The organism is Acidobacteriota bacterium (assembly GCA_020845575.1).
Taxonomy (GTDB): domain Bacteria; phylum Acidobacteriota; class Vicinamibacteria; order Vicinamibacterales; family Vicinamibacteraceae; genus Luteitalea.
Genome location: JADLFL010000029.1, coordinates 1 through 15,646 on the forward strand (window position 1 = coordinate 1; position 15,646 = coordinate 15,646).

The following is a 15,646-nucleotide window of genomic DNA, read 5'->3' on the forward strand; positions in this document are numbered from 1 at the left end:
AGTTTCCGTGATCAGATCGATCACGGCCCCATTGAAGCCGCTGTCCCACTCACGGCACGACCACGCGCACAGCGTTTCCGTGATCAGATCGATCACGGCCCCATTGAAGCAACCAGTACCGCACCACCACACTCGCGCAGCAGTTGTTTCCGTGATCAGATCGATCACGGCCCCATTGAAGCATCGCCGCCTCGTCCTTAAGGAGCACCGACTCCAGCCGGTTTCCGTGATCAGATCGATCACGGCCCCATTGAAGCGACCGCATCGACGCCGCGCTGAAGGGCGGCGCGTGATGTTTCCGTGATCAGATCGATCACGGCCCCATTGAAGCTTGTCACCGGCCTGCTTCGTGCTGTTGCCGCGAATCGTTTCCGTGATCAGATCGATCACGGCCCCATTGAAGCGTCGAGTGGATGCCCGAGTGGTGTCGAGCCAGTCACGAGGGTTTCCGTGATCAGATCGTTTGCGGGCGCCTTCACACCTGCGCGGTTGCACTCGGCGCCTTGTAGCTCCCTGGCACGGAGCGAAACGAGATCGCGAGCCTGTTCCAACCGTTGATCGCAATGATCGCGAGCGACAGGTTCACCATCTCGGCGTCGCTGAAATGGCGATGCACTCGCTCGTAGAGCTCGTCGGGGATGTCGCTATCGGCTATCAAAGTCAGCGCCTCGCTCCATTCGAGCGCAGCGCGCTCACGCTCGGACTAGAACGGAGTCTCGCGCCAGGCGCTGAGTCCGTAGAGCCGCTGCTCGGTCTCGCCGGCCGCGCGGGCGTCCTTGGTATGCATGTCGATGCAGTACGCGCAGCCGTTGATCTGCGACGCGCGCGTCTTGACGAGCTCCAGCAACGAGTGTTCGAGGCCGCAGCTGCGGACGTACTCTTCCATGCCGAGCATCGACTGGTACGCACCGCTGCCCGCGTGGCGATAATCGAGCCGTGGTGTCACGGTGAACCTCCTGACAGTCGTCATATTGCGCACGGGCACCGGCGCATCCGAGGAGCGCTACGCCGGCGTCGTTCGCGGCAAACCCTTCTTTGCGAAATCGAGGGCCAGCAGCCGTGCGGATTGGGTCTGGCTCGCGTTCCTGGATACCTCGTGAACACTCCCGGGAGGTTCGTGGAACATCTCGGCATGTCGAGCTGAGTGCCCTCCAGCTTGCCTGACGTGCCGTTGCCATACGCATCCCACTGCGACCGCGTCTCGCGATCGATCGACATCGTACCGGGTAAGGGCGGCAGATGTTGAGGACGGTTGCGCACGGTAGCCCCCCGCCAGGCAAGGTCTCCTACAATGGGGCGCGATGGCCATGTCTCGCTACGCTGCCCGCCGCGCCGCGTTCCGCACACTGCACGAAAGCGGGTGCTTCCTGATGCCGAATCCGTGGGATGCCGGGACCGCGCGGATGTTGGCGTCGCTCGGCTTCAAGGCGCGGGCCACGACCAGCTCCGGCTTCGCATGGTCGCAGGGCCAGCCCGACAACACGATGGGCGTGGACACGGTGCTGACGCACTGCCGCGCGATCGTAGAAGCGACCGAGCTTCCGGTCAACGCCGATTTCGAGGATGGTCACGCGCGCGATCTGGTTGATCTCGCCGACAACGTTCGACGATGCATCGACACCGGCGTGGCGGGTTTGTCAATCGAAGACTCTACCCGCGATCCAGTGCATCCGCTGTACGCCTTGGACGAAGCGGTGGCGCGCCTGCGCTCGGCGCGAGCGGCGATCGACGCGTCAGGCGAGGACGTGATGCTCGTCGGGCGCGCCGAATGCTTCCTTACCGGTCACCCCGACCCGCTGCAGGAGTCGCTGAGAAGACTGAAAGCCTACGCAGAGGCGGGCGCCGACTGTCTGTACGCGCCTGGTGTACGTTCGCTCAGCCAGATCGACGCGATCGTCAAAGCCGTCGCACCCAAACCCGTCAACGTGCTGATCGGATGGCCCGCGTCGTTCGCGGTGGATGAGTTGGCCGCGATCGGCGTGCGCCGCATCAGCGTCGGTGGTGCGCTCGCCGGAGCGGCGTGGGGCGGGGCCTTGCGCGCCGCCCGGGCACTGGCGCATGGGCGCTTCGACGGATTTGCCGACAACGCCACGCATCCCGAATTGAACGGGATGTTCAAGGCGTAGGAGAGCGGTACCCACCGCGCGAATCTGACAGCCGAGTTGGTCAACCTGAGCCGCGTATCGGACGAAACCAGCCTCCACGGCAGTCGACCAGTGCTGCGGCAGTCGTCGGCACCTCAACAGAGCGCCCACACTCGAGTAAACATCGTGTCCATATGGTCGACGTCGGTCTCCCAGGAGATTCTGGCCATCGCACGCCAGTACCAAGCGCTGCCAACACTCGACAACCGGGGCGCGGAAGACATTCTCGGGTGCAACGAGGACGGACTGCCACGATAGGCGCGAGGACGCCATCGCGTTCGACGGCGAACAAGCCGCGCTCGCTCGCCAGGGTTTCGCCACACTCGGCAAGGGTCGTCACCCAGCCGGACTCAATTTCGAGGATTGCGCCGTCCATGGCCTCGCCAAGGCCTCAGCAGAACGGATCTTGTTCAAGGGCGAGGATTTCTCAAAGGCGGACGCTCCCATCGTGAACCTCTCGTAAGCGTTCAACTACCTGCGACGCGTCGCTACAGCGCAGACCGCGTTGACGAGCACGGGATTCCTCGGCAGCGACGTCGACAACGAGCCTGCACGTGTCAGGTCGCGGACCGTCCCCACTCGTGGCAACTTCGCGCATCTTCGTGTGCAACCGAATTGCCGATGCCTACTTCAGGTACGTGTCGAACCAGTCCAGGTTGCTCTGCATCGTCACGACCTGGAGCTTCGGCTCTAGGATGCCATGAGGCTGGCGCGGGAGCACGAGCATGCGCGTCGGGACGCCCTGCCGCTTGAGCGCGGTGTAGAGCTCGTAGCCCTGGGCAATCGGCACGCGGATGTCGTTCTCGCCGTGCTGGACGAGCGTCGGCGTGCGCGCATGACTGATATTGAACATCGGCGAGTGCCTGGCGTAGACGGCCGGGTCGTTCCAGAACTCGGCCCCGAAGTAGTCGGGCACGAATGACGGGATGTCGGCGGTGCCGTTGAAGCTCATCAGGTTGGTGACCGGCGCACCGGACGACGCCGCCTTGAAGCGATTCGTCCTGGTGATGATCGTCGACGTCATGTAGCCACCGTAGCTCCATCCCATGACACCAAGGCGTGCGGGGTCGGCCACCCCCATCGCGATGACGCGATCGACGCCGGCCATCAGGTCGTCGTAGTCCTTCCCGCCCCAGTCCTTGATGTTGGCCTGCCGGAACTCGACGCCATAGCCCGATGACCCGCGCGGGTTCGGCCGCAGCACGGCATAGCCCCTGGCCATGAAGCTCGCCAGCGGATACGACCCGCGTCCGCCCACGAATGTGTGCTGGAACACACCTGCCGGTCCGCCGTGGACGTTCAGGATGAGCGGCACCTGCCGTCCCGCCTGGTAGCCGACCGGATAGTGCAGCAGCCCCTCGATCTTCCGGCCATCCGTGCTCGTCCACGTGACGACCTCGGTCCTGCCGATCGGCAGCGCCGCGTGCTCCGCATTGGCGGTCGACACCTGAACAGGCGTCGCTCCGGCACGACCTACGTAGACTTCAGGAGGACGATGGGACTGCTGGCGCACGAACGCGAAGGACGTCCCCGCCGTGTCGACGTGCAGTCCGCTGATGACCGCGTCGTCGGCCGCCTGCGTCTCACGGATCGTGCCTGTCGTGACGTCGGCTTCGTAGGAGGCCGTGCCGGTGCCTTTGGCTTCCGAGAAGTACACGCGAGTGCTGCCGGGTATCCAGCCGCCGATGTTCGGCTGGCCGTCTGGCGAGCGCGGCATGACGACCGGTGCTCCTCCGCCACTCGAGGGCCGGACGTGTATCCGGCTGCTCTGCGCCCAACGGGCCGGCAGGTCACTGACGGTCATCGCCACCCACGCGCCGTCTGGCGAGAAGAAGGGCGTATCCTCCGCGGCCTCGCTCGCCGCAAGCGGCGTCACGACTTTCGTGTCGAGATCGACGATCGACACATCGGACGTGGGCCAGAAGTCGGCGACGGGCGACTGCACGTGGGCAAAGGCGATGCGTCGGCCACTCGGTGCCCAGTCGAACGACGTGACGTGACGATCGATGGAGGTCACCTGCGTCACGACGCGCGTGCCATCGGTCCCCTTGTCGACGGGAGTCGTGTAGAGCCGCGCGAGCTTCACGTGCTCGTCGACCCACCGGAAGTCGTTGCGGCCCTTGTCGTTGGCTTCCTCGTCCTTGGACTTCGGATCGGTCATCGTGAACGCGATCGTGGCGCCGTCGGGCGACCACTCGAAGGCGTTGACCGCCGCTGTACCGTCGGTGAGCTGTTCCGCCTCGCCGCCGGCGAGCCTGATCACGTAGATCTGGTTGCGATTGTCCTTCCGGTTCGACGTGAAGGCGATCATCGACCCATCGGGCGACCATTTCGGATTGGTCGACGACGTGTCGCCGAAGGTCAACTGGCGGTTCTCGCGGCCGTCGGCCGTGGCCAGCCAGAGCTGCGTGACGAACTCGCTCCGGTCGGCGGTCATCACGGGCGCGTTGACCGCATAGACCACCCGCGCGCCGCCAGGCGACAGCCGCGGCGTGCTCACGACCTTGAGCGACACCTGCGTCTCAGGCGTCCACGTGGGCGTCGTGTCCGCGGCGAGCGCGGCGATCATCGCCACCGAGCAGCACGACGTCATCAGTACGGATCGGCGGACGGTCATACGGTCACTCCCTTTGGCGATTGCCGGACAACGCGTGCCGATTGCGGCATCGCGCCAATGGCAAGGGCGAAGCGCGCGCACACGAGCCTTGCCGGCGAAGATGCCGATGTACGCGACGCAGACACGCAGTCCGTGATCACGCGATGCGCAGGGACCGCCTGGCGATCAACGCCAGCAGCCCTCCGACGACAAGCATTGACGTCCCAGACTCAGGCACTGATGCCGGCGGAGGCGCCGGCGTGAAGTCATACGTGATCGTCATCCGGCCCCGTGCGGTGAGCGTGCCGTTGAACGTACCGGGCAGCAGCGCGCCTGCAAAGGACGGCGGCGAGGTCCGCAGAATCGGAACAACGATCAGCGGCACGCCGCCGACGGGCGCCACGAAGTCGTCCCGCTCGCCGGACGACAGCACCGGCGGCACGGCGGTCACGACGCCCAACGACGCGGACAGCGGCGAATGCGTGCTGGCGACGACAGCGAACCCGACGAGGTCGCTCGTGGCCGTGTACGAGAATTCATGCGTAATGCCGGCGGACGCCACGAGCGGCGTGTGTCCCGTTCCGCCGGGCGCCTCCCCCGTCACCATCACTTGCGGCACGGTCAGGAAGTCAGACGCCGGCCCATCGAAATCGAGCGACGTGCGGATGTTGTAGAGGTACGGGACAGGTATCGGCCCGCTGGGTGTCGGGATGAAGCTGGTCGGCAGGAACAGCTGCATCAAGAGCGAGGCATCGATGGTGACGTCCACCCGATCGAGCGTGCCGAGCGACGCGTCAAACCACTCGAAGAACAGCGCATCGGCCATACCGCTTCCGCTGACCGTCACCCTGGACGACAGCTCGAACGCGCGCACCTGCGTGATGATGTCGGCCGAGGCGATGGTCGGCATGCCGAGAACGGTGGCCAGGATCCACGCGCGCGCGGCGCGCAGCGACATTGTCCGCGGAGTCAGCTGGGGCATGACGCTGTATACGCCGATCGACGGCTGACTTCAAGGGACGGTTGCTGCCTCGCGATGGCATCAGGCCCGCACCACGACGAGCAGCGCGGCGGCGGATTCATCCCGCGGACTCTTCCGTCAACCAGTTGCGCCAGCATTCGGTCTGCTCGCCAAGTCCGCAGAGCAGATCGAACACCGGCGCGAATGGCTCCCCCGCACCGCCGTCACGGAGTGTCTCGGTGCCCCGCCACAACTCGTCCTGCAATACACCGAGCACCACATGCAGGTCCATCCTGATGCCGCGCTCCGCCTCCAGTCCCTTGTCGGGCGACGCCTGTTCGGGGGCGTCCCGGAGCAGGCGCTCGACGGCAACACGGCTGGCTGCGACGTGGCGCTCGACCGTCAGGATGCACGTCGAGAGCGCCGCCATGCTCGACCGCGCTCCACCGTCGTCGACGCACGTCGATGCGATGGCATCCAGTCGCTGACGTGCCAGGCGGAGGGGCGTCTCCATGCCGTCCATCCTGTCGAGTGTCGCTGCGACACGTGCCTCGACACGCGTCGATGCCATGAAGGGATTCATACCACGCGGGCCCACGTGTCTGCTGTTTCCGGGCCCACGCGGCCCTTTGACAACCTGACAGAAGGCCATGCGCGCCTCGCCGGGAGGAGACTGGGAGGTCACGCGCGACGGCTCGCGATTCCTGTTCGCCGCCGCGATCACCGGGCCGCTGCAGGCCGACCCGACGACGGCGGTACCGTGGGCCGACGTGCGGCGACGGCTTCTGAGCACCGGAATGACGCGAACCGTCGTGTTCCGATCACAGGCCGATGCGGAAGCGGAGTCGGCCCCTATTCGGGAGCCGACTCGTCAGGCCGACGAGACACTCAGGATACGACTCCGCTCCGCTCATGCATGGGCAGGGCTAGACTGGTCGGCATGAGCGGTTCGAACGCGACCACGCGAGGGCGACCGCGCCGGCATCTCGACGGACCGCCGCCCCGACCCACGCGTGACGAGCTGCTCGCCGCGGACGGGCTGCGCATCCCGGACCTCATTGCGCCGGGACTCGACGTGCTGTTTTGCGGTATCAATCCCGGACGCTACTCGGGCGCCACGGGGCTGCACTTCGCGCGACCCGGCAATCGCTTCTGGCGCGCGCTGCACGAAGGCGGCTTCACGCCGACGCTGTTACAGCCGTGGCACCAGCAGGCGATGCTCGACGCCGGCTTCGGGATCACCAACCTCGCAGGACGCACCACCGCCACGGCCGCCGACCTCGACGATGAGGAGCTGAGACGAGGGCGCATCGTCCTCGCACGCAAGGTGGCGCGCTACAAGCCGCGCGCCGTCGCGATCGTCGGCATCGGGGCGTACCGCGTGGCCTTCAATCGTCCACGCGCCGTCATCGGTCCACAGCCGGACCCCATCGGCACCGCCCTCGCGTGGCTCCTCCCGAGCCCCAGCGGTCTCAACGCCAATCACCAGGCCGCCGACCTCGCGGAGGCCTTTGCCGCACTGCGCTGCGCCATTCGCGGCCGCTCTGACTGGAGTCCGGCCGGCCCGGGAGACGCAGGGCCCTTCCTCACGTGACTGGCGGAAGGCGACTGGCCGTGTCACCAGTCGCGGCACCATCGCGAGACTCACATACACGGTCAAGGGACGGAGTGAGTGCGCGGGCACTCTTCTCGAAGGAGACGGCCGATGTCGACCGCTGCCGGACCACGTCCGCGGATGCGAATCCCCACGGTGCAAGGGCTCTGACCGACGGTCAGCGATGGTTGTGGGCCGCTGCTGGCGTGGTGTGCGTGGTGTGAGGGCGTTCGGGGCTGATCCCTCTTGCGATCAGCAGGACGCCGACGAGGGCGAGGGCGTAGGGGGCGGCGCGGCGGATGGAGTCCGGGACGCGCATCGCGATGGCCCCGCCGGCGATGCCGAGCGCGGCGAGGACGGGCGTGGTGCCGACAGCGAAGGCGGCCATGAACACGAGCGCGTCGCGCACGCTGCCCAGACCGGCCGCAGCAAGCAGCGCGGCGTACAGCAATCCGCACGGCAGGAGGCCGTTCAGCGCGCCGAAGAGGAGCGGTCCCTGCACGCGATGCGTACGCATCCACGCACCGATGCGGCCGAGCGCCACCGTCACCCGCGCCCCCACGCCGGCCGACCAGCCTCGCGACGACAGGATGCGCGCGGCCGCCAGCGCCTGCAGCACGAGCACCACGCCGGCGACGATCGCCATCGCGCGGCCGAGACCGAGGCGCGCCATGGCCCCACCGGCAAGGCCGGCGACGAGGCCCAGCGCGACATACGTCGACGCCCGCCCCGCGTGATAGAGCGCGACGTGGACAGCGAGCTGGCCCGCTGAGGGTTCCACGCCGTGGACCGGCGCGCGCCGCGGATTGGCGAGCCACACGAGCGGCCCGCACATCGCGCCGCAATGGCCGCTGCCGGCCAGACCCAACGCCAGGCCCGCCAGGACAATCGTCATGGAAGGCGCACGTGCCGCTCGACGTGATACTCGCGGTCGTCGACCGCCCACTGCATCTGCACGCGCCACGCCCCCGGCGCCAGGCCGTCGGTGGCGATCGCCTGGCTGCCGTCGGCCCCCGGCACCAGCGGGACATGGCGATCGGAAGCGGGGTTGTCGGCGCGATAGAGCGTGACGGTCCCGCGAACGAGCGTGGCCATCGACGCGGGGACGCGCACCACGATGTGTCCCTCCTCCACGCGCGCGCCTGCCTGCGCACCGAGCGCGTCGGCGTTGGCCACGGCCTGCATGTGCGCATCGTGCGACAGCGCACGCGCGTAGTAGTCCTCGCTCACGAGCGGCACGTCGCGCGAGACGGCATACGCCACGAACCCCACGGTGCTGAGCGCGAACGCGGTGTAGAAGATCGCGATCCCCACGCCCCAGTTGAATCGGAACGTCATGAGGTTCTCACTGCCCCGGTATCGACAGGAACGACGTGTCGACCGTGTCCACCAATTCGCCCCCCTGCGTCACTTCGATGCGCACGGGGGTGCTCGTGCCTGTCACGGCGCTGCCGGGCAGGCGCAGCAGGAAGCGGCTCTGCACGAGACCGAACGGCTGCACGTCGTGAATCGGGCCGAGCGGGGTGATGCTGCCGCCTTCGGGCGCCACCACGCGATACGTCAGCGTGAACGCACGGCTCGTCCTGTTGATCACCTGCACGTTGTAGAAGTTCGACACGTCGCCATGATCGAGCGTCGTCTGCAGCGTGCCAGGCTGGCGCAGGATCAACACGTCCATGTCAGGCCGACGGGCGATGAGCGTCACGGCGGCAACGAGCAGCACGAGCCACGCCGCCGCGTACGCCTTGACGCGCCACGTGAGCACCTGCCGCGTCCCCGTCCTGACCGCCTCCTCCGACGTGTAGCGGATCAGCCCTTCCGGCTTGCTCACGCGCCGCATCACATCGTCGCAGGCGTCGGCGCATGCCGTACACGCCACGCATTCGAGCTGGAGGCCGTTCCTGATGTCGATGCCCGTCGGACACACCGTGACGCACTGGCCGCAGTCGATGCAGTCGCCCGTCTCCGCCGCCTGCACGCCCTTGAGCAGGCGTCCGCGCGGCTCGCCGCGGCGCCTGTCGTACGTGATGGTGACGGTGTGCTCGTCCACGAGCGCCCCCATCACGCGGCCGTACGGGCAGGCCAGCGTACACGCCTGTTCGCGGAAACGCGCGAACACCGCGTAGAACACGAGGCTGAACACGAGGATCGTGAAGAGTCCGACGAGGTGCTCGCTCGGCGGGTCCGTCACGATCGTGTACAGCGTGTCTGCGCTGATGATGTAGGCGAGGAAGACGTTCGCGATGAGGAACGAGAGCGCGAAGAAGATCGCGTGCTTCAGTCCCTTGCGCCACCACGTGTCGAATGTGTACGGCGCCTTGTCGCGCCGTACCTGCTGCTGCGCCGACCCTTCGATCGCCCACTCGATCTTGCGGAACAGCATCTCGAGGAAGATCGTCTGCGGGCAGAGCCACCCGCACCACACGCGGCCGATCGCCGACGTCAGCAGCGCGATCGTCACGAACCCGGTGAGCACGCACAGCACGAGCAGGTAGAAATCCTGCGGCCAGAACACCACGCCGAAGACGATGAACTTCCGCTCGAGGATGTTGAGCAGCAGGAGCGGCTGCCCGTTCAGCTTCACGAGCGGCCCGAAGATCAGCAGCGCGAGCAGCAGGTAGCTGACGATCGTCCGGATCGAGTAGAACCGCCCCGACGGCTTGCGCGCGTAGATCCACTTCCGCCGCCCGTCGCGCTGGACGCTGGCCAGCTCGTTGCGGAACGTGTCGTGGTCCTCGTCGAACCCGTGCGCGTGCGACGTGCCGTGCTCGGTCGCCATCAGCTGGCCTGGTTGCAGGCCTTCTCGCGCTCGGGATTGGCGGCGCGCGGGTCTGCCGGATTGCTCCCCTGCTTCGACAGGATGTAGCTCACCACCTGCAACAGTTCCTCGTCGCTCATCTTGCTGCCGCTGCCGTAGGGCAGCATGCCGAGCGTGGGGAACCCTTCGGCGATGTTCTTCACGAGATCGGTCGGCGCGCAGCCATGAATCCACAGGTCGTCGGTGAGGTTCGGCCCGACCATCCCGCCCAGGTCCTTGCGATGGCACGCCTGGCACAGGTGATCGCCTTCGAAGATCGCCTGTCCCTTCGCGAGACTGTCGGCGTCGGTCAGGGGCACGAGATCGGCGCTCGGTCCGGCCGCCTTCGGGCGGGTCGCCGCGAGCGCCGCCGCCTCGTCGATCTCGGCCTGATACTCGGCGAGCATGCCAGGCTTGCCGACCAGCGGCGTGGGCAGCACGTGATAGTTGATGACATAGACGATCGAGAAGATGATGGTCAGGTAGAAACCATAGAGCCACCATCGCGGCAACGCGTTGTCGAACTCGCGGATGCCGTCGTATTCGTGCGCGAGCAGTTCGTCCTTGTGCTGACTCACAGCCGGGTTCCTCCGGGAGCATCGGTGTCGGTCGCGCCATCGGACGGCGCGTCGCTCTCCTCCAGCGGCAGACTCGCGTAGCGCGACAGGCGGCCGCGGTCGAGCCGCATCGTCCAGACCAGCATCACGGTGAAGATGGTCACGAAGATGACGAGCGACAGGATCGGGAACACCTCGATCCCCACGATCGTACGGAGCACTTCCTTGTACATCACCGGTCTCCTTCAGGTGCGGGGTCGAGACTGGCCTGCGCGGCTTCCGGCTTGCGCTTCGCGTCGGTCCCGAGGCGCTGGAGGTAGGCAATCATCGCCACGATCTCGCGATCGGCGGCCGTCTCCATGCCGGCACCAGCCAGGCGCGCCGCGATCTCCCCGGCCTGCGCCTGCATGTCGGCGCGGGCCTGTGTCTCGTACCCGTCGGGATACGGCACGCCGAGACGGCGCAGCGTGATGATCTTGCCCTCGATGTGCGAGTCGTCGAGACGCGTGTCGTACATCCACGGATAGCCCGGCATGATCGAACCCGGCGACGTCGAGCGCGGCTCCTTCATGTGCAGGAAGTGCCACGAGTCGGGATACTTGCCGCCCACGCGGTGCAGGTCCGGCCCCGTGCGCTTCGATCCCCACAGGAACGGGTGGTCGTAGACGAACTCGCCGGGCTTGCTGTAGTCGCCGTAGCGCTCCGTCTCGGCGCGCATCGGCCGGATCATCTGCGAGTGGCAGCCCACGCAGCCCTCGCGGATGTACAGGTCGCGGCCTTCGAGTTCGAGCGGCGTATACGGCGTGACGGCGGCAATCGTCGGCACGTTGGCGCGGATGAGCGCGGTCGGGATGTACTCCACCGCACCGCCGATGAACACGGCCAGGAAGGTGAGCACCGCGAACTGCGTGGGACGCCCTTCGAGCGCACGGTGCCATGCCGATCCTTCGGTGGGTCCGAGCGGGACGAGCGGCATCGCCTGCGTGGTCTCCTCCGGGATGAACGTACCCTGCCCGGCGGTCTTCCACAGGTTGTAGATGGCGATGAGCGCGCCGGTCAGGAAGATCGTGCCGCCGCCGATGCGGAGCCAGTACATCGGCAGGATCCGCACGACGGTCTCGAGGAAGTTGCCATACCGCAGCGAGCCGTCCGGCGTGAACTCCTGCCACATCAGCGACTGCGTGATACTGCCGATGTAGAGCGGAATCGCGTAGAACAGCATGCCGAGCGTCGCCAGCCAGAAGTGCGTGTTGGCGAGCTTCACCGAGTAGAGCCTGGTGCCGTAGATGCGCGGCACGATGTAGTACAGCATCGCGAACGTGAGGCCGCCGTTCCACCCGAGCGCACCCACGTGGACGTGCGCGATGACGTAGTCGGTGTAGTGCGTGATCGCGTTGACGTTCTTGAAGGACATCATCGGCCCCTCGAACGTCGCCATGCCGTAGGCGGTCACGCCGACGACGAGGAACTTGAGGACGGGATCCTCTCGCACGCGATCCCACGCGCCGCGCAGCGTCAGCAGGCCGTTGACCATGCCGCCCCACGACGGTGCGATGAGCATCACCGAGAAGACGGTGCCGAGCGTCTGCGCCCAGTCGGGCAACGCGGTGTACAGCAGGTGGTGCGGACCAGCCCAGATGTAGATGAAGATCAGCGCCCAGAAATGCACGATCGACAGCCGATACGAGAAGATCGGCCTGTTGGCGGCCTTCGGGATGAAGTAGTACATGATCCCGAGGAACGGCGTGGTGAGGAAGAACGCCACCGCGTTGTGGCCGTACCACCACTGCACGAGCGCGTCCTGCACGCCCGCGTAGAGCGAGTAGCTCTTGAGCAGACTCACCGGCAACCCGAGCGAGTTCACGACATGCAGCAGCGCCACGGTGATGAACGTGGCGAGGTAGAACCACACCGCCACGTACATGTGCCGCTCGCGGCGCTTGTACACCGTGCCGAGCATGTTCGCGCCGAAGGCCACCCACACGAGCGTGATGGCGATGTCGATCGGCCACTCCAGCTCCGCGTACTCCTTGCTCGTCGTGAACCCGAGCGGCAGGGTCACGGCCGCCGACACGATGATGAGCTGCCAGCCCCAGAAGTGGATCGCGCTCAACACGTCGCTGAACATGCGCGCCTTGCACAGCCGCTGCAGCGAGTAGTACACGCCGACGAAGATGGCGTTGCCCGCGAACGCGAAGATCACCGCGTTGGTGTGGAGCGGCCGGAGCCTGCCGAACGACAACTCCGGCAGGAAGTTCAGGAACTCCGGGCGCACCAGCTTGATCGCGACGATCAGGCCGACGAGGAACCCGACCACGCCCCACAGGGACGTGGCGACGATGAACTTGCGGACGATCGCGTTGTCATACGCGAAGGTCTCGGGCGACGGCCCGCTTCCGGGCGAGTGTTCGGCAGCATGCATGGAATCAGGACCCTTCACGGCTTCTGTCCAGAGGAACACCGGGCGGCTCGTCGAAAAGCACGCGGACGGCCGGTGACGTGGTGTCGTCGAACTGGCCGGTTCGCACGGCCCACACGAACGCAACCAGGAACCCGCCGGCCACGAGGACGCCGGCGGCGATGAGCAGGATGATCACGGACACGGCGTCGCCTCTCCGGGCACGCGCACCCGCATCAGGCCCACGCTGAGCCCGACGATGGTGAGCGAACTCACGGGCATGAGGATTGCCGTGGCCAGCGGCGTGAGATGTCCGGTGAGCGCGAACCCGATCCCGACGATGTTGTAGAGGATCGACACGGCGAAGCACAGGACGATCACCGCGCGCGCGCGGCGCGCGTACCGCAGCACCGCCGGCAGCAGCGTCAGCCGATCGCCGCGCATGACCACGTCGCACGCCGGCACGAGACACGCCGTCTCGTCAGACACCGCGACGCCGACATCGGCCGCGGCCAGCGCGCCGGCGTCGTTGAGGCCATCGCCCACCATCAGCACGCGACGCCCGTCGCGCTGACGCGCCTGCACGGACGCGAGCTTGTCCTCGGGGGACTGCCGGAACCGGACGCGCGCGCCGAAGACGTGCCGCCAGCGTGCAGCCTCCGCATCGGCATCGCCCGACAGCAGCCACGTCTCGTGCGCATCAGCCACGTCGCGCACCATCGTCGTCGCGCCGGGCCGTTCACGCGTGGCGAGCGTGAACCAGCCCACGTCTCCGCCCACGCTCACCCACGTGCGGTCGCGCTCAACAGGTAAGGATACGCCGACGAATCCACCGACGTAGTGCGCCGATCCGATCGCCACGCACGCATCGTCCACCGTGCCGCTGATGCCGGCGCCGGCCGATTCCACCACGTCGTGCACGACGCCCGTCGTCGGCTCGTCGCCCACGAGCGCGCGGCTCGCCGGATGGATGGACTCGGCGGCAAGCCTCCGGACACGCTCCCAGTCACCGGAGTCAAGGCCATGGCGCTGGACGACCGCCGCAGACTCCGCCGACGTGAGGGTGCCCGTCTTGTCGAAGACGACCGTGTCGATACGACTGAGGTCGAGGGCAACGGCCGGCTGCTTGAGGTAGACGCCCGCGATACCCAGACGCCCGAGCGCGGTGCCCAGCGTGATCGGCGCGGCGAGCGTCAGCGCACAGGGGCACGCGATGATGAGGACCGCCGTCGCCACCTGCGTGGCGGCGCCGACGTCGGGCAGCCAGGCCACGAATCCGATGGCCGCGAGCGCGACGGCGATCACCGTGAACCACCCGCCGAATCGGGCGGACACCTCGGTGAGCCAGTGCGGCTGCCTGTGGGCGAACACGGGGTTGTTCCACAACTCCGCGAGCCGGCTGTGCGACACGGGCCGCACCACTTCGACGCGAATGCCCTCCCCCACCACGCGCCCGCCCGCCGGCACCGCATCGCCCTTCGCGATGGCGACGGGCCGCTGCTCGCCCGTGACGAACGCGAGGTCGAGGCGTCCCGCCGCGTCGAGCATGCGCGCGTCGGCGGGTATCACCTCGCACGGACGCACCGCGATCACGTCGCCCGGCACCAGGGCCTCGATCCGCCGCATCACCGTCGTGGCCCCGGAGACGAGGCGGACAGACAACGGCAGGAAGGACCGGAGGGTGCGATCGAAGGCGATGCGGTCGAACGCGATCTGCTGGAACAGCCGGCCGATCAACAGGAAGAGCACCAGTCCGGCGAACGAGTCGAGGAAGCCCTCGCCCGTGCCCGTGGCGATGTCCCACACGCTGCGTCCCACCAGCGCCGAGAGACCGATCGCGATCGGCACGTCGAGCGTCACCGCGCGCATCCGGAGGGCGTGCCACGCAGACGTGAAGAAGTCCGACGCGCTGTAGACGAGCACCGGCACGGCCAGCAGCACGTTCAGCGCGTCGAAGAGCCGCTGGAAGACGGGCTCGAGCGGTGCGCCATTGGCGTACCGCGGGATGCTGAACAGCATCATGTTGCCGACGGCGAACGCGGCGATGCCGATCTTCAGGTACAGGGTTCGGCGCGCGGCAGGCATGCGGCCCGCCACGCGCTCGCCGTCCACGACGGGTTCGTAGCCGAGCGAGGCGAGGCGCTCCGCCACGGCACGAAGCGACGTCCGCTCCTGACGGAACGCGACGCGCACGGTGCGCCTGACGAGGTCGGCCTCGCTGCGGCCGATGCCCTCGTCGAAGCGCCAGAGCCGTTCGAGCAGCCACAGACAGGAGGCGCAGTGCAGCGCGGGCACCGAGAACGTCGCGTGCGCGAACGTCCCGTCGTGGGCATCGATGAAGCGTGCGGCGATGTCGGGATCGTCGAGCGGCGCGAATCGGTCGGCGGCGCGACGTGCAGTGGCGCGCTGCGAGAGGCCGGCGTCAGAGTCGCACGCGTAGAACTGCGTCAGGCCGTGCAGTTGCAGCAGGCTGTAGACGGACGCGCAGCCGTGGCAGCAGAAGTGGCCGTCAGCCGTGCTGACGGCGTCGTCCCCGCACGGGTCGCCACAATGGCGACACACCGCGGGCGCGGTGGCCGCGGCCGGGGTGCGATGCAGG

General features: G+C 67.4%; 14 protein-coding genes, 1 pseudogene and 1 CRISPR repeat array. Of the genes and pseudogenes, 3 read left to right on the top strand and 12 right to left on the bottom strand.

All coding sequences use genetic code 11. The features are described 5' to 3' along the window. Nucleotide 1 precedes the first annotated feature (1 nt). A CRISPR array of direct repeats spans nucleotides 2–481; the repeat unit is 37 nt; unit sequence GTTTCCGTGATCAGATCGATCACGGCCCCATTGAAGC. Between the two features lie 12 nt (nucleotides 482–493). Beyond that, nucleotides 494–970, bottom strand: a pseudogene (locus IT182_08265) (carboxymuconolactone decarboxylase family protein). On the opposite strand from IT182_08265, the gene IT182_08270 reads away from it, so the two are divergent. Further along, nucleotides 948–1,100, top strand: coding sequence for a hypothetical protein (locus tag IT182_08270; protein MCC6163328.1), 153 nt, complete (start codon nucleotides 948–950; stop codon nucleotides 1,098–1,100). The pseudogene IT182_08265 and the gene IT182_08270 sit on opposite strands and share 23 nt — an antisense overlap. A 207-nt stretch (nucleotides 1,101–1,307) precedes the next feature. Beyond that, nucleotides 1,308–2,126 carry an isocitrate lyase/phosphoenolpyruvate mutase family protein gene (locus IT182_08275; protein MCC6163329.1) on the top strand — a complete coding sequence of 273 codons (819 nt, stop codon included), beginning with the start codon at nucleotides 1,308–1,310 and terminating at the stop codon, nucleotides 2,124–2,126. A 643-nt stretch (nucleotides 2,127–2,769) separates the two neighbouring features. Here IT182_08275 and IT182_08280 read toward each other — a convergent pair. The 3 genes from IT182_08280 to IT182_08290 form a co-directional block, all read right to left on the bottom strand. Continuing rightward, nucleotides 2,770–4,761: a S9 family peptidase gene (locus IT182_08280; protein MCC6163330.1), complete on the bottom strand. Its 1,992-nt coding sequence runs from the start codon at nucleotides 4,759–4,761 to the stop codon at nucleotides 2,770–2,772. A 136-nt stretch (nucleotides 4,762–4,897) separates the two neighbouring features. Continuing rightward, entirely contained in the window at nucleotides 4,898–5,722 is an 825-nt protein-coding gene (locus IT182_08285; GenBank protein ID MCC6163331.1) for a hypothetical protein, read from the bottom strand. 97 nt (nucleotides 5,723–5,819) lie between these two features. Next, complete coding sequence (locus tag IT182_08290) at nucleotides 5,820–6,272, bottom strand: hypothetical protein (GenBank protein ID MCC6163332.1); 453 nt, start codon at nucleotides 6,270–6,272, stop codon at nucleotides 5,820–5,822. 369 nt (nucleotides 6,273–6,641) lie between these two features. On the opposite strand from IT182_08290, the gene mug reads away from it, so the two are divergent. Then, on the top strand, nucleotides 6,642–7,295 hold the full coding sequence (gene mug, locus IT182_08295; protein MCC6163333.1) for a G/U mismatch-specific DNA glycosylase: 654 nt from the start codon (nucleotides 6,642–6,644) through the stop codon (nucleotides 7,293–7,295). 178 nt (nucleotides 7,296–7,473) lie between these two features. On the opposite strand, the gene IT182_08300 is transcribed toward mug, so the two are convergent. Genes IT182_08300 through IT182_08335 form a run of 8 tightly spaced genes read right to left on the bottom strand, consistent with a single transcriptional unit; the run spans nucleotide 7,474 to nucleotide 15,609 of the window. Next, nucleotides 7,474–8,190 (bottom strand): sulfite exporter TauE/SafE family protein, encoded by a 717-nt coding sequence (locus tag IT182_08300; protein ID MCC6163334.1) that lies wholly within the window; start codon nucleotides 8,188–8,190, stop codon nucleotides 7,474–7,476. Next, the gene (locus IT182_08305) at nucleotides 8,187–8,633 is read right to left on the bottom strand and encodes a FixH family protein (GenBank protein MCC6163335.1); all 447 of its coding nucleotides are present in this window, start codon (nucleotides 8,631–8,633) and stop codon (nucleotides 8,187–8,189) included. The genes IT182_08300 and IT182_08305 overlap by 4 nt, the downstream gene beginning before the upstream one ends. 7 nt (nucleotides 8,634–8,640) lie before the next feature. Continuing rightward, entirely contained in the window at nucleotides 8,641–10,074 is a 1,434-nt protein-coding gene (gene ccoG, locus IT182_08310) for a cytochrome c oxidase accessory protein CcoG (protein MCC6163336.1), read from the bottom strand. Further along, entirely contained in the window at nucleotides 10,074–10,670 is a 597-nt protein-coding gene (locus IT182_08315; protein ID MCC6163337.1) for a c-type cytochrome, read from the bottom strand. The genes ccoG and IT182_08315 overlap by 1 nt, the downstream gene beginning before the upstream one ends. Further along, nucleotides 10,667–10,882 (bottom strand): cbb3-type cytochrome c oxidase subunit 3, encoded by a 216-nt coding sequence (locus IT182_08320; protein MCC6163338.1) that lies wholly within the window; start codon nucleotides 10,880–10,882, stop codon nucleotides 10,667–10,669. The genes IT182_08315 and IT182_08320 overlap by 4 nt, the downstream gene beginning before the upstream one ends. Next, a complete protein-coding gene (gene ccoN, locus IT182_08325; protein MCC6163339.1) occupies nucleotides 10,882–13,071 on the bottom strand; it encodes a cytochrome-c oxidase, cbb3-type subunit I in 2,190 nt (729 codons plus the stop codon). The genes IT182_08320 and ccoN overlap by 1 nt, the downstream gene beginning before the upstream one ends. Nucleotides 13,072–13,075: 4 nt before the next feature. Then, complete coding sequence (gene ccoS, locus IT182_08330) at nucleotides 13,076–13,252, bottom strand: cbb3-type cytochrome oxidase assembly protein CcoS (protein ID MCC6163340.1); 177 nt, start codon at nucleotides 13,250–13,252, stop codon at nucleotides 13,076–13,078. Next, a complete protein-coding gene (locus IT182_08335) occupies nucleotides 13,243–15,609 on the bottom strand; it encodes a heavy metal translocating P-type ATPase metal-binding domain-containing protein (GenBank protein MCC6163341.1) in 2,367 nt (788 codons plus the stop codon). The genes ccoS and IT182_08335 overlap by 10 nt, the downstream gene beginning before the upstream one ends. Nucleotides 15,610–15,646 lie beyond the last annotated feature (37 nt).